This is a genomic window from Nocardioides sp. (assembly GCF_030019515.1).
Classification (GTDB): domain Bacteria; phylum Actinomycetota; class Actinomycetes; order Propionibacteriales; family Nocardioidaceae; genus Nocardioides.
Map to the genome: position 1 here is coordinate 163,054 of NZ_JASEEQ010000001.1, position 19,368 is coordinate 182,421.

Genomic DNA, 19,368 nt, shown 5'->3' on the forward strand with positions numbered 1-19,368 from the left:
GTTTGGTCACCAACGACAGAACGGGAGCGCTCCCAATCGCGGTTGGTGACCAAACGACGGGCGCCGCCGGCGCCCCTGACCCGCCCCGGCGCCTACTCGTCGCCCTGACGGCGCTTGAGGTACCGCTCGAACTCGCGCGCGATCGCCTCGCCGGAGGCCTCGGGCAGCTCGGTGGTGTCGCGGGTCTCCTCGAGCGCACGCACGTAGTCGGCGATGTCCTCGTCCTCCTCCGCGAGCTCATCGACGCCGCGCTCCCAGGCACGGGCGTCCTCGGGCAGGTCGCCGAGGGGGATGCTGACCTCGAGCAGGTCCTCGAGCTGCCCGATCAGCGCCAGCGTCGCCTTCGGGCACGGCGGCTGCGCGACGTAGTGGGGCACGGCTGCCCAGTACGACACCGCCGGCACGTCCACCCGCATGCACGCGTCCTGGAACACCCCGACGATGCCGGTCGGCCCCTCGTACGTCGACTGCACGAGCTTGAGCCGGTCGACGAGCTCGGGCTCGGTCGCGGTGCCGCTCACCGGGATCGGGCGGGTGTGGGGGGTGTCGGCGAGCAGCGCGCCGAGTGTCACCACGAGCTGGCCGTCGAGCTCGTCGCAGGCGGCGAGCAGCTCGGCGCAGAACTGGCGCCACCGCATGTTCGGCTCGATGCCCCGGATCAGGATCACGTCCCGGTCGAGGTCCGGGGGAGAGGCGATCGCGATCTCGGTGCTCGGCCAGGTGAGCCGGCGATGACCGAACTCGTCGGTCCCGACCACCGGACGGTTGACCTGGAAGTCGTAGAAGTCCTCCGGGTCCACGGCGCCGACGGTCCGGGCGCCCCACACCTGGATCAGGTGGTCGACCACCGAGGACGCCGCGTCCGCGGCGTCGTTCCAGCCCTCGAAGGCGGCGATGACGACGGGGTCCACCAGGTCCGGCACGTCCTCGAGCTCGATCACCCCACAAGCGTAGTCGCCGTGAGGATTTCTCCCCGGCGGATGCGCGATGTCACGATCTGGATGGCGGGTCCACGTCGTGGACACGGTTCCTACGCTATAGACGTCGTCCCTCCGGGCGGCAGAGAGGAGTCCCGTTGTCCCGGTCACCGCACCTGCGCCCCGACCTGACCGAGGAGCTGACCCGCGCCCTGGAGGAGCGGATCCTGGTGCTCGACGGCGCAATGGGCACTGCGATCCAGCGGGACCGCCCCGACGAGGCGGGCTACCGCGGCGAGCGGTTCGCCGACTGGCCGAGCGACCTCGTGGGCAACAACGACCTGCTGACGATCACCCGGCCGGAGATCGTCGCGGGCATCCACCGTGAGTACCTCGCCGCCGGCGCGGACATCATCGAGACCAACACGTTCAACGCCAACGCCGTGTCGCTGGCCGACTACGGCATGCAGGAGCTCGCCTACGAGATCAACTTCGAGGCGGCTCGACTGGCCCGGCGCGAGGTCGACGCGGTCAGCACCCCGGACCGACCGCGCTACGTCGCGGGCGCGCTCGGCCCGACCACCCGGACCGCGTCGATCTCGCCGGACGTCAACGACCCGGGCGCCCGCAACGTCACCTACGACCAGCTGGTCGCGGCGTACCTCGACTCGGCGCGCGGCCTCGTCGACGGCGGCGCCGACCTGCTGGTGATCGAGACGATCTTCGACACCCTGAACGCGAAGGCCGCGATCTTCGCGGTCGAGACCCTCTTCGAGGAGCACGGCCGCCGCTGGCCGGTGATCGTGTCCGGCACGATCACCGACGCCTCCGGTCGCACGCTCTCGGGGCAGGTCACCGAGGCGTTCTGGAACTCCGTGCGGCACGCCCGACCGCTGGCCGTGGGGCTGAACTGCGCGCTCGGGGCGAAGGAGATGCGGCCCTACATCGCCGAGATCGCGCGGATCGCGGACACCTTCGTCTCCTGCTACCCGAACGCCGGCCTGCCCAACGCCTTCGGCGAGTACGACGAGGCCGCCGAGGAGACCGCCGCGATCATCGAGGAGTTCGCCGCCAGCGGCTTCGTCAACCTGGTCGGCGGCTGCTGCGGCACGACCCCCGCCCACGTCGCGGCGATCGCCCGGGCCGTCGAGGGCAAGACCCGCCGCCCGGTCCCCGAGGCGGCGCCGGCGCTGCGCCTCTCCGGCCTCGAGCCGTTCGCGGTCACCGACGAGAGCCTGTTCGTCAACGTCGGGGAGCGCACCAACATCACGGGCTCGGCGCGCTTCCGCAAGCTGATCAAGGACGGCGACTACGACACCGCGCTGAGCGTGGCCGCACAGCAGGTGGAGAACGGCGCGCAGGTCATCGACATCAACATGGACGAGGGCATGATCGACGGGGTGGCGGCGATGGACCGCTTCACCCGCCTGATCGCCAGCGAGCCCGACATCAGCCGGGTCCCGGTGATGGTCGACTCCTCCAAGTGGGAGGTGATCGAGGCCGGCCTGAAGAACATCCAGGGCAAGCCGATCGTCAACTCGATCTCCATGAAGGAGGGCGAGGACAAGTTCCGCGAGCAGGCGCGGCTGTGCCGTCGGTACGGCGCGGCCGCGGTCGTGATGGCGTTCGACGAGGACGGCCAGGCCGACAACGTGGAGCGGCGCAAGGCGATCTGCGAGCGCGCGTACCGGATCCTGGTCGACGAGGTGGGCTTCCCGCCCGAGGACGTCATCTTCGACCCCAACGTGTTCGCGGTCGCCACGGGCATCGAGGAGCACGCGTCGTACGGCGTGGACTTCATCGAGGCCACCCGCTGGATCAAGCAGAACCTCCCCGGCGCCAGGGTCTCGGGGGGCATCTCCAACGTGAGCTTCTCCTTCCGCGGGAACAACCCGGTCCGCGAGGCGATCCACGCCGTGTTCCTGTACCACGCGATCGCGGCCGGGCTCGACATGGGCATCGTGAACGCGGGCGCCCTCGTGGTCTACGACCAGGTCGAGCCGGAGCTGCGGGAGCGGATCGAGGACGTCATCCTCAACCGCCGCCCGGACGCCGCCGAACGGCTGCTGGAGATCGCCGAGGCCCACAACCGGACGGGGGAGACCGCCGAGGCCGCGACGGAGGAGTGGCGCACGCTGCCGGTCGACGAGCGGATCACCCACGCGCTCGTCAAGGGCATCGACGCCCACGTCGAGCTGGACACCGAGGAGCTCCGCCAGGAGATCGCCGCCCGTGGCGGACGCCCGATCGAGGTCATCGAGGGCCCGCTGATGGACGGGATGAACGTCGTCGGCGACCTGTTCGGTGCCGGCAAGATGTTCCTGCCGCAGGTCGTGAAGTCGGCGCGGGTGATGAAGAAGGCGGTCGCCTACCTGATCCCGTTCATCGAGCAGGAGAAGCTGGACAACCCCGAGCTCGCGACGGCCAAGGAGACCAACGGCACGATCGTGATGGCCACCGTCAAGGGCGACGTCCACGACATCGGCAAGAACATCGTCGGCGTGGTGCTGCAGTGCAACAACTTCGAGGTCATCGACCTCGGTGTCATGGTCCCCACCCAGAAGCTCCTCGACACGGCCGAGGAGGTCGGCGCCGACGCCGTCGGCGTCTCCGGCCTGATCACGCCGTCGCTGGACGAGATGGTCGGTGTGGCCGCCGAGATGCAGCGCCGCGGCATGGACATCCCGCTGCTGGTCGGCGGCGCCACCACCTCGCGGGCGCACACGGCGGTCAAGGTCGACGGCAAGTACGACGGCCCGGTCGTGTGGGTCAAGGACGCCTCGCGCTCGGTGCCGACCATGGCGACGCTGCTCAACCCGGCGCAGCGCCCCCGGCTGATGGCCGAGATCAAGAAGGACTACGACTCCCTGCGGGCCCGGCACGCCACCAAGCACGAGCGTCCCATGGTGCCCCTCGAGCAGGCCCGGGCGAACCGCACCCCGATCGACTGGTCGGCGTACGCGCCCCCCGCGCCGCGGGCCCCAGGTGTCCACGTCCTCCAGGACTACGACCTCGCCGAGCTGCGCGACTACATCGACTGGCAGCCGTTCTTCAACGCCTGGGAGCTGAAGGGCAAGTTCCCCGACATCCTCAACAGCCCGACGACGGGCGAGACCGCACGCGGGCTGTACGACGACGCCCAGGCGATGCTCGACCGGGTCATCGAGGAGAGGTGGCTGCGAGCCAACGCCGTGTTCGGGTTGTTCCCCGCGAACGCGGTCGGGGACGACGTCGAGGTCTACACCGACGACTCGCGCGCCGAGGTGCTGACCACGCTGCGCAACCTGCGCCAGCAGGGCGACCACCGCGACGGCATCCCCAACCGCTCGCTGGGCGACTTCGTCGCCCCGCGCGAGACCGGGCTGGCGGACCACGTCGGGGCGTTCGCGGTCACCGCCGGGCTCGGCGCCCAGGACCGGATCCTGGAGTTCAAGGAGCGGCTCGACGACTACTCCGCGATCATGCTCGAGGCGCTGGCCGACCGGCTCGCCGAGGCCTTCGCCGAGCGCCTGCACCAGCGGGTGCGCACGGAGTTCTGGGGCCACGCGGCCGACGAAGACCTCGACAACGTCGCGCTGATCGCCGAGCGGTACCAGGGCATCCGGCCCGCGCCCGGCTACCCCGCCTGCCCCGAGCACACCGAGAAGCGCACCCTGTGGCGCCTGCTCGACGTGACGGAGCGCACCGGCATCGAGCTGACCGACGGGATGGCGATGTGGCCCGGCGCGGCCGTGTCGGGCTGGTACTTCAGCCACCCGCAATCGCAGTACTTCGTGCTGGGCCGGATCGGCCGCGACCAGGTCGCCGACTACGCCGAGCGCAAGGGCTGGACGCTCGCGGAGGCCGAGCGGTGGCTCTCGCCCAACCTCGGCTACGACCCGGATGACTGACCTTCCCGGTGGGCCCCGGCGGCTGCCGGCGGCCGTCCTCTGGGACATGGACGGCACCCTGGTCGACACCGAGCCCTACTGGATCGAGGCCGAGTACGAGCTGGCCGAGCGGTACGGCGGCCGCTGGAGCGACGCCGATGCGCTGAACCTGGTCGGCAACGACCTGCTCTCCTCGGGCCACTACATCCGCGAGCACATGGGGATCGACGTCAGTGCCGAGCAGATCGTCGAGGAGCTCCTCGACGGCGTGGTGGGCCGGGTCGAGCGCCAGGTCCCGTGGCGGCCCGGGGCCGTCGACCTCCTGGACCGGATCCGCGGCGCCGGCATCCCGTGCGCGCTCGTCACCATGTCCTACGAGCGGTTCGTGGCTCCGATCCTGGCGCGGCTGCCCGCCGAGACGTTCCGCGTGGTCGTGACCGGCGACCGGGTCGAGCGGGGCAAGCCCCACCCCGAGCCGTACCTGACCGCCGCCGCCGCGCTGGGGCTCGCACCGGACCAGTGCCTGGCGATCGAGGACTCCAACACCGGCGCGAAGTCGGCGGAGGCCGCCGGGTGCCTGGTGCTGGTCGTGGAGAACCACGTCCCGGTCCTGGCCGGTCCGCGGCGGGTCTTCGCCGACACCCTCGACGGGCTCGACATCGGCGAGGTGTGGTCACGGGACGCACGAGGTGACTAGTCGATGACTAGTCACCCGGCCGCAAGGTCCTAGTACCACCGGACAATGGCGCACCGCCCTCGCGGCGTCGGAGGATGAGGACATCTCGGGGGGAGCTGTTCCACCTGGATAGGTCCGAAAAGGTTGAAGATGTTCGTCCGACGCGTTCCCGCCATCGTGCTCAGCCTCGCGCTGGGTGCAGCGGCCCTCGTGAGTGCTCCTATCGCATTCGCGGGTGATGGCGGGAACGCAACGGACGTGCAGAAGGACCGGGACTCCTGCGGCGAGGGCACCGCGACCCGAGCCAAGCTCAGGGTCAGCACCGTCGAGGGCAACAACGCCCGGCTTCTTGTGGTCGGCACCGTCTGGAGCAACGACAGCGACAGCTGGGATTGGAAGCTCAAGCACAACGGCGACGTCTCCGACGAGGGGCGCGCTCGCGGGAGTGAGGACGCTGACCTCAGCTTCCGGATCTCCCGGACCATGTTCAACGGCTACGGCGTGGACGACGTCGTGTTCCGCGCCGAGAACATCCGCACCGGTGAGGTCTGCCGCACCTTCGTGGACTACTAGGCGCGCCGGGCAGGACCTATCCTGAGCAGGCCCCGTCGAAAGGTGTCCCGCTTGCGCGTCGTCCGCAGCCCCGTCGCGCTCTTCTTGCTGATCGGCACCCTCACCGTCACCGCGATCTTCCTGGGCACCAACAAGCTCGCCGACCGCGCGGCACGCCAGGAGGCGATCGCCGAGGCACAGGGGACGACCGAGGTCGTGGCCAGGTCCGTGGTCGAGCCCGACGTCCCGGAGGGACTGGTGCGGACAACCCGGCGCAAGCTGGCCGCTGCCGATCAGATGGACCGCGCGATCACACCCCGGCTGCTCGACGTCGAGACGGCTGATCGCGTGAACATCTGGACCAAGGACGGCCGGAACGTGTACTCGAGCGCGGGCAGTGCGCTGCTCGGCCGGAAGTTCCCGCTGACCGACGATCAGCTCGACGTCATCGTCAATGGCGGCAGCGGCTCGGTCATCGCGGACCCCCATAGCCCGGAGAACCGCGAGATCGCCGCTGAGGAGGGGGCCAGCGGGTTGGTCCAGACCTACACCCGGATCACCTCGCCAGAAGGTCAGCCGCTCCTGGTGGAGGCCTACTACACCCTCGACGAGATCGAACAGAGACGCAGCGAGATCTACTCGTCGTTCCGGTGGATCACGCTCGCGCCGCTGCTCCTGCTCATCCTGGTCGCCACCGCGATCCTGGTGACACTGACCCGCGAGCTGCGCAAGGCGGCTGCCGAGCGTGAGCGCCTGCTGCGCTCGGCGATGGAGGCCTCCGACGCGGAGCGCCGCCGGATCGCGCGGGACCTGCACGACACTGTGGTCCAGGACCTGGCGGGCACGGCGTTCGCGATCGGCGCCCTGTCGCGCAGTCCCGAGACCCCCGCCGACGCTCGCGACACCCTCGAAGGAGCGGGATCATCGCTGCGCGACGGCCTGAAGTCCCTGCGGTCACTGCTCGTCGAGATCCATCCGCCCGACCTGCGCGCGGACGGTCTCGCCGCTGCGCTGGCCGACCTGATCGCCCCCGCGGGCACCACCGACGTCCAGGCGTCGGTGAGCGTCGAGGGGGCGGAGACGGCCTCGGACGAGAAGGCGGCCCTGGTCTGGAGGGTCGCGCAGGAGGCCGTCCGCAACGCGCTGCGGCACGCGAGCGCATCCACCCTGGCAGTCACCGTCCGCGGCGATGGTCGGCTACTGACACTCGAGGTGGTCGACGACGGGATCGGGTTCGACCCGAGCTCGATGCGCGATCCCGACCGTTACGGTCTGCGAGGCTTGCGCAGCCTGGTCGCCGACAGTGGCGGCGTGCTGGACGTCCGGTCGGCCCCGGGAGAGGGGACCACCGTGCGCATGGAGGTGGAAACCCAGTGACGACACCCACAACACCGACGACGCCCCGGCCGATCCGGGTCGTCCTGGTCGACGACCACGCCGTGATCCGGGCCGGGCTCGAGCAGCTCCTGGCCGGGACCGACGACATCGAGGTGGTCGGCACCGCCGCAGACGGAGCCGAGGCTCTCGACGTCGTCCGCCGGATCCGGCCGGACGTTGTGCTGATGGACCTGCAGATGCCGAAGGTCGACGGCGTCGCCGCCACTCGCTCGATCATGGCCGCGAAGCTGGGCGTCGATGTGCTCGTGCTGACGTCGTTCTCCGACAGCGAGCGGATCATCGCGGCCCTCGACGCCGGCGCGGTCGGCTACCTGCTCAAGGACGCCGACCCCGAGGACGTGCTCCAGGGCATCAGGGCCGTCAGCCGCGGCGAGTCGCCGATCCACCCCAAGGCCGCCCGCGCCCTCCTCGGCGTGCGCGCGGGCTCCCCCCAGGTGCAGCTGACCAGCCGCGAGACCGAGGTGCTGACCCTGGTCCGGGAGGGGCTGGCCAACAAGCAGATCGCCCGTCGCCTGGACATCAGCGAGCGCACCGTCAAGGCCCACCTCACCTCGGCGTTCGCCCGGATCGGCGTCGTCGACCGCACCCAGGCCGCCCTCTGGGCCGAGCGCAACGGCCTCTAGCCCGCAGCGCCGCCGCCGTGCGGTTTGGTCACCAACGACAGATTTTGGGCGGGTCGGGTTGCCGTTGGTGACCAAACGACAGGAGCCGGCGGCAGCCTCACACCGCGTCGACCGATGCGTCGACCGATGCGTCGACCGATGCGTCGACGGAGCGGTCCGCCGACGCCTCGCGGGCCGGGATCGGCGGGGGAGTGCCGCCCCAGGCGGGACAGATCGCCCGGTGCGCGCACCAGTCGCAGAGCCGGCCGGGGCTGGGCCGCCAGTCGCCGGACTCCTCGGCCCGCCGGATCGCCTGCCAGATCGCCTCCACCTTGCGTTCGGTGGCCAGGAGGTCGGGCTCGTCGGGGACGTAGCGCAGCAGCTCGCCGTTGCCCAGGTAGATCAGCTGGAGCATGGCGGGGACGACGCCACGGGTGCGCCAGATGACCAGGGCGTAGAACCGCATCTGGAACAGCGCCTTGGCCTCGAACATCTCCGAGGGCGAGCGTCCCGACTTGTAGTCGACGACCCGGATCGCGCCGTCGGGCGCCACGTCGATGCGGTCGACGAAGCCACGCAGCAGCAGCCGCGAGTCCAGCAGCGCCTCGACGTACAGCTCGCGCTCGGCGGGCTCGAGCCGCCGCGGGTCCTCGAGGGTGAAGTACCGCTCGAGGACCGCCCGGCACGATGCCAGCCACCCAGCGGCCTGGGCGCCCTCGCCGTCGGCGGGGAACATCTGGCTCAGCTCGGGCTCCGCCTCGACCAGTCGCTCCCACGCCGGCTCGAGCATCGCCTGGGCCCGGTCGGGGGTGCGCTCGACAGCCGGCAGGTCGAAGAGGTCCTCGAGCACCTTGTGTACGACGGTGCCGCGCACGGCGTCCGGGGAGGGCCGCTCCGGCAGCCGGTCGATGGTCCGGAACCGGTAGAGCAGCGGACAGCTCATGAAGTCGCCCGCCCGGCTCGGGGAGAGCGCCCCCAGCACGTTGACTCCGTCCACCGGGGTCGACACTCGGGTCGCCGGCGACTCCGACTGCGTGCTCATGGCCCTCACCCTAGGTGAGGCCACCGACGTCTCGATGGCGGCTCCGAGCGCGTCGGACCCCGTCGGATAGCCTCGTCAGGTGCCCGACTCCACGCCCCGGACCCGCCCGCCGGGCATGCTCAAGGTCGGCACCATCGCAGGCAGTGACGTGCTGGTCTCCTCGTCCTGGTTCCTCGTCGCCGGGCTGATCGCGGTCATCGTGGCGCCGGTGGTCGACGAGGCCCAGCCGGGCCTCGGGGGGTGGAAGTACGTCGCGGGCCTGGCGTTCGCGGTGATCCTCTACCTCTCGGTGCTGCTGCACGAGGCGTCGCACGCCCTCGCCGCCCGCCACTTCGGCTTCCCGGTGTCCTCGATCACGCTGCACTTCCTGGGCGGCATGACGGCCATCGAGGGTGAGGCCCGCAAGCCTCGGCAGGAGTTCTTCATCGCGGTGGTCGGCCCGCTGACGTCGATCCTGGTGGGTGCGGTCGCGCTCGGTCTGCGCCCGGTGACGCCCGAGGGCCTGCTGCTGATGGCCGTCGAGGGACTGGCCGGGGCGAACCTGCTCGTCGGCGTGCTCAACCTGGTTCCCGGACTCCCGCTCGACGGTGGCCGCGTGCTCAAGGCACTGGTCTGGCGGCTGACCGGCAACGCCCACCGAGGCACGATCGTGGCCGGCTGGGGCGGGCGCCTCACGGCGGCCGCGGTGCTGTTCTGGCCGGCCGTCCAGGAGCCGGTGCTCGGCACCGAGCCGGACATCCTCGACTTCGTGCTCGCGTTCGTGATCGCCGCGTTCCTCTGGTCGGGCTCGAGCGCCGCCATGGCGTCGGCGCGGCTGCGCAGCCGGCTCCCGCACCTGGTGGCCCGCCAGCTGGCCCGCCGTACCCTCGCGGTGCCCAGCGACCTCCCCCTGGCCGAGGCGGTACGCCGGGCCCACGACGCCCGGGCCGGCAGCATCGTGACCGTCACGGCCAGCGGCATGCCCGAGGGGATCGTCAGCGAGGCGGCCGTCCAGGCGACCCCGGAGGAGCGCCGCCCGTGGGTGGCGGTCTCCGCCGTGTCGCGGTCCCTCCAGGACGGGCTGCGGCTGCCCGCCGACCTCGCCGGCGAGGAGCTGGTGATGGCGATCAGCCGCACTCCGGCGGCGGAGTACCTCCTCGTCGAGCCCGACGGGTCGGTCGTCGGGGTGCTCGCCACCGCCGACGTGGATAGGGCGTTCCGCGACTCGGCCCACTAGGGTTCCGCCCGTGTCCGAGCATCCCGACGTCCCCACCGAGGCGTGGTCCGGCGTCCACCGCGGACCGCTCCGTGCGGGTGAGTGGGTGCGCCTCACCGACAGCAAGGGCCGCCGGCACAACATCTGCCTCGAGCCCGGGAAGCGGTTCTTCTCCAACCGCGGGCACTTCGACCATGACGAGCTGATCGGCCGCGAGGAGGGGTTCACGGTCACCTCGTCGGCCGGCGGTGAGTACCTCGTCTTCCGCCCGCTGCTCTCGGAGTTCGTGGTCTCCATGCCGCGGGGCGCGGCCGTGGTCTACCCGAAGGACGCCGCCCAGATCGTCGCGTTGGTCGACATCTTCCCGGGCGCGCATGTCGTCGAGGCCGGCGTCGGCTCCGGCGCCCTCACCTGCTCGCTGCTGCGTGCCGTCGGCCCGTTCGGTCGGGTGTCGTCCTACGAGCGCCGCGAGGAGTTCGCCGAGGTCGCGCGACGCAACGTCACGCAGTTCTTCGGCGCCCCCGACGGCGCCACCCACCCCGCGTGGCGGCTCACCGTCGGCGACCTGGCCGAGGCGCTGCCCGCGTCCGGGGAGCGCGCCGACCGGGTGGTGTTGGACATGCTGGCCCCCTGGGAGTGCCTCGACGCCACGGCCGACGCCCTGCGTCCGGGCGGCATCGTCTGCGCGTACGTCGCGACCACCACGCAGCTGTCCCGGTTCGTAGAGACGGTCCGGGTGCACGGCGGCTTCACCGACCCGCAGGCCTGGGAGTCCCTAGTGCGCGACTGGCACGTCGAGGGCCTCGCCGTGCGCCCCGGCCACAAGATGATCGGCCACACCGCGTTCCTGGTCACCGCCCGCCGGATGGCCCCCGGCGAGCGGCCGCCGCTCAAGCGCCGCCGTCCCGCACCCGGCGCCTACGGCCCCGACTACACGGGCCCCCGCCCACCCGGCACCCCCGTCGACGACCCCACCGACTGACCCACCCGCCGGCCGAAATGCCTCGTCGTTTGGTCACCAACCACGACCTGGCGGTGCCGGTTCCTGCGGTTGGTGACCAAACGGCAGCGGACCCGTCGCGTCCAAATCGTGATCAACACCGCGAAATGAGGTCTTTCCTCATCACCGCTCGCGGGTAGGGTCAATCGCACAGGAGGTGGCGCTGATGTCGACATCGGATGGCGTTCCCAGCACGGGCGGTCGCAGCCCCGAAGAGCTCGTGAGCCAGGTCCGGCTCCTGGAGGCCGAGGTCTCCGACCTGCGCCGACGGCTGAGCGAGAGCCCCGGCGGCTCGCACGGCCTCGAGTTGCGGCTCGCGGACGCCCAGCGCTCGCTCGCAGGCCTGACCTCGCAGAACGAGCGGCTCGCGCAGACGCTGCGCGAGGCCCGCGAGCAGATCATGAAGCTCAAGGAGGAAGTCGACCGGCTGGCCCAGCCGCCGGCCGGCTTCGGCACCTTCCTGGCGCGCAACGAGGACGACTCGATCGACGTGTTCACCGGCGGCCGCAAACTGCGCGTGAACGTCAGCCCGAGCGTGGACCTCGAGACCTTGCAGCGGGGCCAGGAGGTCATGCTCAACGAGGCCCTCAACGTCGTCGCCGCCCTCGACTTCGAGGAGGTCGGCGAAGTCGTCATGTTCAAGGAGCTGCTAGCCGACGGTGACCGCGTGCTGGTGATCGCCAATGCCGACGAGGAGCGCGTCGTGCGCCTGGCGGAGCCGCTGCGCGGCGACACCATCCGGGCCGGCGACTCGCTGCTGCTCGACTCCCGCGCGGGCTACGTCTACGAGAAGGTGCCGAAGTCCGAGGTCGAGGAGCTCGTCCTCGAGGAGGTCCCGGACATCGCCTACGAGTCGATCGGCGGCCTGGCCGGCCAGATCGAGCAGATCCGCGACGCCGTCGAGCTGCCCTACCTGCACCCCGAGCTGTTCAAGGAGCACGAGCTCAAGCCGCCGAAGGGCGTGCTGCTCTACGGACCCCCGGGCTGTGGGAAGACCCTGATCGCCAAGGCCGTGGCCAACTCGCTGGCCAAGAAGGTCGCGGCCAAGACCGGCCAGGAGGGGAAGTCCTACTTCCTGAACATCAAGGGCCCCGAGCTCCTCAACAAGTACGTCGGGGAGACCGAGCGGCACATCCGGCTGGTCTTCCAGCGGGCCCGGGAGAAGGCCAGTGGCGGCACCCCAGTCATCGTGTTCTTCGACGAGATGGACTCGCTGTTCCGCACCCGCGGCTCGGGGGTGTCCTCAGACGTCGAGAACACCATCGTCCCGCAGCTGCTCAGCGAGATCGACGGTGTCGAGGCGCTGGAGAACGTCCTGGTCATCGGCGCCTCCAACCGCGAGGACATGATCGATCCGGCGATCCTGCGTCCCGGCCGCCTCGACGTGAAGATCAAGATCGAGCGGCCCGACGCCGAGTCTGCGCGCGACATCTTCAGCAAGTACCTCACCACCACGCTGCCCCTGCACGCCGACGACCTCGCCGAGTTCGGCGGGGATCGGGAGGCCTGCGTGGGTGGGATGATCCAGGCCACGGTCGAGCGGATGTACACCGAGACCGAGGAGAACCGGTTCCTCGAGGTCACCTATGCAAACGGCGACAAGGAGGTCCTGTACTTCAAGGACTTCAACTCCGGCGCGATGATCCAGAACATCGTCGACCGGGCGAAGAAGATGGCGATCAAGGACTTCCTCGACCACGACCAGCGCGGCCTGCGGGTCTCCCATCTGCTCCAGGCGTGTGTGGACGAGTTCAAGGAGAACGAGGACCTCCCGACCACCACGAACCCCGACGACTGGGCCCGCATCTCCGGCAAGAAGGGCGAGCGGATCGTGTTCATCCGCACGCTGATCACCGGCAAGCAGGGCACCGAGCCGGGCCGCTCCATCGACACCGTCGCCAACACCGGCCAGTACCTCTGATCCGGTAGGTCTGCTCCGGGCACCGCCGGCTACTGCCCGGGGTGCCCGGGCCGGCCGAGGCACGTCGTTTGGTCACCAACCACAGATCGTGAGCGATCGCATCTGTGGTTGGTGACCAAACGACGTCAGGTCGGCACTAGCGCAGGAGCGCGGAACCAGGAGTACCGTCGAGCCAACGGCGGGCGTCACCCGCCCGAGCTCGGGGGAGTCGCCACGATGTTCTGGCTCAGCGTTCTCGTCGTCGCGGCCGTGCTGTTCGCACTGGCCTGGTGGAGCAGCGGCCGCACCAGGAGGATCGCCCCCCGGCCCGACGCCGGGGCCGAGATCGACCGCGGCCGGGCCCTCAACCAGAACCGGATCCACAACGACGGCATCCACGGCAGCCCCGGGATCGGCTGACTCTCACCGGGGCTCGGTAACGTCGGCGACCGTCGCCCCCAGGGCGGCGACCAGCTCGGCCGCGTCGACCGTGAGCGCCACCCCGTGGGCGCCGCCGCCGATGCTGACCGTGTCGGTCATCGAGCTGTCCGCGATCACCGGCAGCGCCGTCCACGCCCCGAGCGGCGTGATGGTCCCGCGTTCGTAGCCGGTCACCTCGAACGCCGCGTCCGCACTCGGCATCGACAGCCGGTTGACTCCGAGCAGCGCGCGCAGCTTCGGCCAGGCGATCTCGCGGTCGCCCGGGACCAGCACGAACCGATGGTCCTGTGCGCTGACCCGCACGACCATGGTCTTGACGATCTGGTGCGGCACGAGGCCGCGAGCCGCGGCCGCCTCGTCGAGCGACCGCACCGGTCCGTGCCGGGTCACCGTGGGGGCCAGCCCGAGGGCCTCGGCGGCGGCGAGCGCCCGGGCCGCGCCGTCGCCGTCCATGTCGCCGTCCGTGTCGCCGTCGGCCTGACCCGCACCCTCGGTCACGACGGGCGCCGGGCGGACCCGACGAAGCCGTGCGTCCAGGGGCGGCTGACCGCCGGGCCGGGCAGGTACGACGCAGTCACGTCGACGACGTCCAGCCCGGCGTCGGCGACCAGCCCGGGGATGTCGCGGCTCAGATGGCAGCCCCCGGCCAGCCGGCGCTGCAGCGGCTCGAGTCGGTGCTGCCACCGCTCGACGCCGCGGTCGGGGGCGAGCCCGTGCTCGAGGAACCAGAAGGTGCCCCCGGGGCGCAGCACCCGACGTACCTCGCGCAGCGCCTGCTCCGCGTCCGGGATCGTGCACAGCGTGAAGGTCGACAGCACCGCGTCGTACTGCCGATCCGCCGCCGCGAGCCGCTGCGCGTCCGCGCCGGTCCGCTCCACCGGGACCCTCGATCCGGCACGCCGCCGCGCGGACATCTCCCACGCGAGCTCCGACGGCTCCACCGCGTCGACCTGGGTCACCCGCGCGGGGTACAGCGGGACGTTCAGGCCGCTGCCGAACCCGATCTCGAGCACCCGCCCGTCCAGGCCGGCGCACGCGACCGATCGCCAGCGCCCGACCTCCGGTGTGGACAGCGATCGGTCGGCGATCCGGGGTACGACGTGATCAGTCCAGTAGCCCATGCCACGAGGGTAGGACGTGTCGCCTCGCGTAGGCTCGGCCCATGAGCGTGCGCCGGGTCATGGGGACCGAGGTGGAGTTCGGCATCGCCGTGCAGGGACAGCCCCTGGCCAACCCGATGGTCGCCTCCTCCCAGGTCGTCAACGCCTACGCGTCGGCCACCGCCAAGGCCCGCCGGGCGCGATGGGACTTCGAGGAGGAGTCGCCGCTGCGCGACGCCCGCGGCTTCGACATGTCCCGCCAGGTCGCGGACCCGACCCAGCTCACCGACGAGGACATGGGCCTGGCCAACGTGATCCTCACCAACGGCGCCCGTCTCTACGTCGACCACGCACACCCCGAGTACTCCACGCCCGAGGTCACCACCCCGCTCGACATCGTCCGCTGGGACAAGGCGGGGGAGCAGGTGATGCTCGACGCCGCGCGGCGCGCCGGCCAGCTGCCGGGCGGACCGCAGATCGTGCTCTACAAGAACAACACCGACAACAAGGGCGCGTCGTACGGCGCCCACGAGAACTACCTGATGCGGCGCTCGACGCCGTTCGGCGACATCGTCCGGCACCTGACACCGTTCTTCGTGAGCCGGCAGGTCTTCTGCGGCGCGGGGCGGGTCGGGATCGGGCAGGACGGCCGGGAGGACGGCTTCCAGATCAGCCAGCGGGCCGACTTCTTCGAGGTGGAGGTCGGGCTCGAGACCACCCTCAAGCGTCCGATCATCAACACCCGCGACGAGCCGCACGCCGACCCGGAGAAGTACCGTCGGCTGCACGTCATCCTCGGTGACGCGAACCTCTCGGAGATCTCGACGTACCTCAAGGTCGGCACCACCTCGTTGGTGCTGGCCATGATCGAGGAGCGGTTCATCACCGCCGACCTGACCGTCGACGGCTCGGTCACCGGACTGCGGGCGATCTCCCACGACCCGACGCTGCGGACCACGGTCACGCTCACCGACGGCCGCCGGCTGACCGGGATCCAGCTCCAGCTCGAGTACCTCGACCTGGCCCGCAAGTTCGTCGAGGACCGCTACGGCGCGGACGCCGACCCGCAGACCGTGGACGTCCTGGCGCGGTGGGAGTCGGTCCTGGATCGGCTGGAGCGCGACCCGATGCTGTGCGCCCGCGAGCTCGACTGGGTCGCCAAGCTCAAGCTCCTCGAGCAGTACCGCCAGCGCGACGGTCTGGCCTGGGACGACGCCAAGCTGCAGCTGATCGACCTCCAGTACTCCGACATCAGGCCCGAGAAGGGGCTGTACCACCGGCTGGCCGCCGGCGGCCGCATCGACCGGCTGCTCGACGACGCCGCCGTCGACGCCGCGATGCACGACCCGCCCGAGGACACCCGGGCCTACTTCCGCGGCCGGTGCCTCGAAAAGTACGCCGCGCACGTCGCGGCCGCCTCCTGGGACTCGGTGATCTTCGACCTGCCCGGCCGCGAGTCGCTGCAGCGGGTCCCGACCATCGACCCGCTGCGCGGCAGCAGGGCCCACGTGGGCGACCTGCTCGATCGCTGTGAGACGGCCGAGGAGTTGTTCACCGCTCTCACCCGCTGAGTGGTTAGGTTGTGGGTATGGCACAGGAGCAGAAGCAACCGCGGAAGTCGTCGGAGGCCGAGGAGTCCGTCGAGACCGTCCCCGAGACCGACGTCAGCGAGCGCAAGGAGGCGCTCGACAGCGACGTGGACGACATCCTCGACGAGATCGACGACGTGCTCGAGACCAACGCCGAGGACTTCGTGAAGTCCTTCATCCAGAAGGGCGGGGAGTAGCCCGGATGAGCGACCCCCGTCTGCCGGCTGCGTTCCTGCAGCCGGGCTCCTCGTCGTTCAGCGACTTCCTCGCCGTCCAGGCCCCGGACCTGCTGCCCGGCCGCCGGGCGGTGCCGCAGGGCCACGCCGGCGAGCTCGCCCCGCACGGCACCACGATCGTGGCCGCGGCGTTCCCCGGCGGGGTGGTGATGGCCGGTGACCGGCGCGCCACGATGGGCAACATCATCGCCCAGCGCGACATCGAGAAGGTCTTCCCGGCCGACGAGTTCTCCGCGGTCGGCATCGCCGGCTCGGCGGGCCTCGCGGTGGAGATGGTGCGGCTGTTCCAGACCGAGCTCGAGCACTACGAGAAGATCGAGGGCAGCACGCTCTCGATGGACGGCAAGGCCAACCGCCTGGCGGCGCTGATCCGGTCCAACCTGGGGATGGCGATGCAGGGGCTCGCCGTCGTCCCCCTCTTCGCCGGCTTCGACCTCGTCGCCGACCAGGGCCGGATCTTCAGCTACGACGTCACCGGCGGCCGCTACGAGGAGACCGCGTTCCACTCGGTCGGCTCCGGCTCGCTGTTCGCCCGCGGCTCGCTGAAGAAGCTCTACCGCGCCGACCTCACCGCGGAGCAGACCGTCCAGGCCGTCGTCGAGGCGCTGTACGACGCCGCCGACGACGACTCGGCCACCGGGGGACCCGATGTGACCCGCCGTATCTTCCCCGTCGTCCAGGTGATGACCGCCGACGGGGGCCGCCGGATGCCCGACGCCGAGGTCGCCGCGATCGCCGACCGGGTGATCGCCGGCCGGATGAGCAACCCCGACGGCCCCAACGCCCCCCTGACGGCCCGACCCCCGGCGCAGACCACGGAAGGTGCGTGACCCCGATGAGCATGCCCTTCTACGTCTCGCCCGAGCAGCTGATGAAGGACCGCGCTGACTTCGCCCGCAAGGGCATCGCCCGCGGCCGGTCGGTGGTGGCCGTGCAGTACGCCGACGGCATCCTGTTCGTCTCCGAGAACCCCTCCCAGGCGCTGCACAAGGTCTCGGAGATCTACGACCGGATCGCGTTCGCCGCAGTCGGTCGCTACAACGAGTTCGAGAACCTGCGGATCGCCGGCGTCCGGCTCGCGGACATGCGTGGCTACGCCTACGACCGCCGCGACGTCACCGGCCGCGCCCTGGCCAACGCCTACGCCCAGACCCTGGGCACCATCTTCTCCAGCGGCGGTGAGAAGCCCTACGAGGTGGAGCTGTTCGTCGCCGAGATCGGCGACTCGGCCGCCGACGACCAGCTGTACCGGCTCACCTACGACGGCCAGGTCGCCGACGAGCACGGCTTCGCCGTGATGGGCGGCGCCGCGGACACGGTGGCGTCGTACCTCAAGGAGCGGTACGCCGAGGGCGCCTCGCTCGCGGACGCCATCCGGCTCGCCGTCGGCTCGCTCGGTCACACCGCCAGCGAGGACCGGGTCGTTCCCATCGACGACCTCGAGGTCGCCATCCTCGATCGCACCCGCGCCCAGCCGCGCAAGTTCGCCCGGCTGCGGCCCGCGCGGCTCGAGGAGCTCCTCGGCGAGCGCGGACCCGCCGAGCACGCGCCCGCCGAGCAGCCGCCCGAAGACCCGGCCGCCGACGACACCGGCGACGACGAGCCACCGGTCGCGCCGCCGGGCTGATCGGTCTTCGACCTCCGCGGTTTGGTCACCAACGACATCTTTGGAGCGCCACTCTCTGTCGTTGGTGACTAAACCACGACCATCGGTGACCCGCGGCGTCATCCACAGGCCCGGGGGAGCCCGGTTTGTGGTGGCCTGGGAGCGCGCAGCCTGAGGCCATGGGGACGACGACGAAGAAGCGGGCCGCCGGCGACGAGCCGATCCGGGGGCAGGTCAGGCTGGCGAGCTACCGGCGCGTCAGCCACGGGCTGTACGTCCTGCAGCGCGATGGGCTGACCGAGGACGAGGAGTTCGTCCGGGAGCTCGAGGCCTATCGGCTGGTGCTTCCGAAGTCAGCCGTCTTCACGCACTTCACGGGTGCGCGTCTGCGCGGGTGGCGGCTGCCGAAGCTGCCCGAGCAGGTGCCGGTGTTCGTGGCGGTGCGGCTCAAGGATCCGCGGCCCCGACGGCACGGCCTGATCTGCTCGAGGCTGACCTCCGACCGTCAGCCCACCGAGCGGTTCGGCCTGCCGGTCGAGGAGGCCGAGGAGATCCTGCTGAGACTGTCGCGGGACCTGGGCGTCCTCGACATGGTCATCGTGATCGACTCCGCCCTCCGCATGGGTGACCTGGACCCGGTTCGGATGGAACGGCTGCTCCAGTCCAGGCGACCGGGGGTGCGGATGCTGCGGATCGCATACCGGCTGGCGAACCCCCTGAGCGAGTCCGAGGGAGAGACGATTCTGCGGATCTTCGACGAGGCGATCGACGTGCCCGTGCAGCCGCAGGTCGAGCTGTTCGACGATCGCGGGAACCTGATCGGCCGCGTCGACCTGCTGGTCACGGGGACCACGGACATCCACGAGTACGACGGCGAGCACCATCGCGACAAGGACCAGCACCGGGTCGACATGCGGCGGGAGCGGGGGTGGGCGGGCTCGCCGTACACCCGCAGCGGCTTCGCGCTCGACGACCTGCTGAACCACCCCGCGGTCGTGATGCACGAGATCGACCGGGCCCTCGACCGTCCCCACCGAGCGCGTCGGCTGCGTCGCTGGCGCGCGATCGTGAAGAACTCGCTGTACTCCGAGGCCGGCCGCGAACGACTCATGAACCGGTGGCGGCGCCAGAGCGCCATCATGGACTGGTCACGGGCCTCCTGACCGGGCAACGTTCTGCGCCGTCAGGGCCGGCTGCGCCATCCCGGCGTGCCGCCACGCGACGGACTTGCCGCCCCAGCCGACC

18 protein-coding genes are annotated in these 19,368 nt (G+C 70.9%); 14 read left to right on the forward strand and 4 right to left on the reverse strand.

Annotated elements, in window-relative coordinates:
* Positions 1-92: 92 nt before the first annotated feature.
* Positions 93-941 (reverse strand): PAC2 family protein, encoded by an 849-nt coding sequence (locus QMC84_RS00805; RefSeq protein WP_300370651.1) that lies wholly within the window; start codon positions 939-941, stop codon positions 93-95.
* A gap of 152 nt (positions 942-1,093) precedes the next feature.
* Between QMC84_RS00805 and metH the strand changes: the two genes are divergently transcribed.
* The 5 genes from metH to QMC84_RS00830 all read left to right on the forward strand — a co-directional run bounded on the left by metH (position 1,094) and on the right by QMC84_RS00830 (position 8,035).
* Positions 1,094-4,807: a methionine synthase gene (metH, locus tag QMC84_RS00810; protein WP_366145729.1), complete on the forward strand. Its 3,714-nt coding sequence runs from the start codon at positions 1,094-1,096 to the stop codon at positions 4,805-4,807.
* Positions 4,800-5,483 carry an HAD family phosphatase gene (locus QMC84_RS00815; protein WP_300370657.1) on the forward strand — a complete coding sequence of 228 codons (684 nt, stop codon included), beginning with the start codon at positions 4,800-4,802 and terminating at the stop codon, positions 5,481-5,483. The genes metH and QMC84_RS00815 overlap by 8 nt, the downstream gene beginning before the upstream one ends.
* 237 nt (positions 5,484-5,720) lie before the next feature.
* Positions 5,721-6,035 carry a hypothetical protein gene (locus QMC84_RS00820; RefSeq protein ID WP_300370660.1) on the forward strand — a complete coding sequence of 105 codons (315 nt, stop codon included), beginning with the start codon at positions 5,721-5,723 and terminating at the stop codon, positions 6,033-6,035.
* Positions 6,036-6,086: 51 nt separating this feature from the next.
* Positions 6,087-7,391, forward strand: a complete 1,305-nt coding sequence (locus QMC84_RS00825; RefSeq protein WP_300370663.1) for a histidine kinase — start codon at positions 6,087-6,089, stop codon at positions 7,389-7,391.
* Positions 7,388-8,035 carry a response regulator transcription factor gene (locus tag QMC84_RS00830; RefSeq protein WP_300370666.1) on the forward strand — a complete coding sequence of 216 codons (648 nt, stop codon included), beginning with the start codon at positions 7,388-7,390 and terminating at the stop codon, positions 8,033-8,035. Before QMC84_RS00825 ends, QMC84_RS00830 begins: the two co-directional genes overlap by 4 nt.
* A gap of 97 nt (positions 8,036-8,132) precedes the next feature.
* Here QMC84_RS00830 and QMC84_RS00835 read toward each other — a convergent pair whose 3' ends face one another.
* Complete coding sequence (locus QMC84_RS00835; protein ID WP_300370669.1) at positions 8,133-9,056, reverse strand: PD-(D/E)XK nuclease family protein; 924 nt, start codon at positions 9,054-9,056, stop codon at positions 8,133-8,135.
* 79 nt (positions 9,057-9,135) lie between these two features.
* On the opposite strand from QMC84_RS00835, the gene QMC84_RS00840 reads away from it, so the two are divergent.
* The 4 genes from QMC84_RS00840 to QMC84_RS00855 all read left to right on the forward strand — a co-directional run bounded on the left by QMC84_RS00840 (position 9,136) and on the right by QMC84_RS00855 (position 13,571).
* Positions 9,136-10,272, forward strand: a complete 1,137-nt coding sequence (locus QMC84_RS00840) for a site-2 protease family protein (protein WP_300370672.1) — start codon at positions 9,136-9,138, stop codon at positions 10,270-10,272.
* 10 nt (positions 10,273-10,282) lie between these two features.
* Positions 10,283-11,233: a tRNA (adenine-N1)-methyltransferase gene (locus QMC84_RS00845; protein ID WP_300370675.1), complete on the forward strand. Its 951-nt coding sequence runs from the start codon at positions 10,283-10,285 to the stop codon at positions 11,231-11,233.
* Positions 11,234-11,417: 184 nt separating this feature from the next.
* Complete coding sequence (gene arc, locus QMC84_RS00850; RefSeq protein ID WP_300370678.1) at positions 11,418-13,172, forward strand: proteasome ATPase; 1,755 nt, start codon at positions 11,418-11,420, stop codon at positions 13,170-13,172.
* Between the two features lie 216 nt (positions 13,173-13,388).
* The gene (locus QMC84_RS00855) at positions 13,389-13,571 is read left to right on the forward strand and encodes a hypothetical protein (protein WP_300370681.1); all 183 of its coding nucleotides are present in this window, start codon (positions 13,389-13,391) and stop codon (positions 13,569-13,571) included.
* A gap of 3 nt (positions 13,572-13,574) precedes the next feature.
* On the opposite strand, the gene QMC84_RS00860 is transcribed toward QMC84_RS00855, so the two are convergent.
* Both QMC84_RS00860 and QMC84_RS00865 read right to left on the reverse strand, forming a co-directional pair.
* On the reverse strand, positions 13,575-14,090 hold the full coding sequence (locus QMC84_RS00860) for a YbaK/EbsC family protein (RefSeq protein WP_300370684.1): 516 nt from the start codon (positions 14,088-14,090) through the stop codon (positions 13,575-13,577).
* Positions 14,087-14,713 (reverse strand): class I SAM-dependent methyltransferase, encoded by a 627-nt coding sequence (locus QMC84_RS00865; protein WP_300370687.1) that lies wholly within the window; start codon positions 14,711-14,713, stop codon positions 14,087-14,089. Before QMC84_RS00865 ends, QMC84_RS00860 begins: the two co-directional genes overlap by 4 nt.
* Before the next feature lie 41 nt (positions 14,714-14,754).
* On the opposite strand from QMC84_RS00865, the gene dop reads away from it, so the two are divergent.
* The 5 genes from dop to QMC84_RS00890 all read left to right on the forward strand — a co-directional run bounded on the left by dop (position 14,755) and on the right by QMC84_RS00890 (position 19,286).
* Complete coding sequence (gene dop, locus QMC84_RS00870) at positions 14,755-16,263, forward strand: depupylase/deamidase Dop (protein ID WP_300370690.1); 1,509 nt, start codon at positions 14,755-14,757, stop codon at positions 16,261-16,263.
* 17 nt (positions 16,264-16,280) lie between these two features.
* Positions 16,281-16,478, forward strand: a complete 198-nt coding sequence (locus QMC84_RS00875) for a ubiquitin-like protein Pup (RefSeq protein WP_300370692.1) — start codon at positions 16,281-16,283, stop codon at positions 16,476-16,478.
* A 5-nt stretch (positions 16,479-16,483) separates the two neighbouring features.
* The gene (gene prcB, locus QMC84_RS00880; RefSeq protein WP_300370694.1) at positions 16,484-17,347 is read left to right on the forward strand and encodes a proteasome subunit beta; all 864 of its coding nucleotides are present in this window, start codon (positions 16,484-16,486) and stop codon (positions 17,345-17,347) included.
* Between the two features lie 5 nt (positions 17,348-17,352).
* Positions 17,353-18,144: a proteasome subunit alpha gene (prcA, locus tag QMC84_RS00885; RefSeq protein ID WP_300370697.1), complete on the forward strand. Its 792-nt coding sequence runs from the start codon at positions 17,353-17,355 to the stop codon at positions 18,142-18,144.
* A 158-nt stretch (positions 18,145-18,302) separates the two neighbouring features.
* Positions 18,303-19,286, forward strand: coding sequence for a hypothetical protein (locus tag QMC84_RS00890; protein WP_300370700.1), 984 nt, complete (start codon positions 18,303-18,305; stop codon positions 19,284-19,286).
* Positions 19,287-19,368 lie beyond the last annotated feature (82 nt).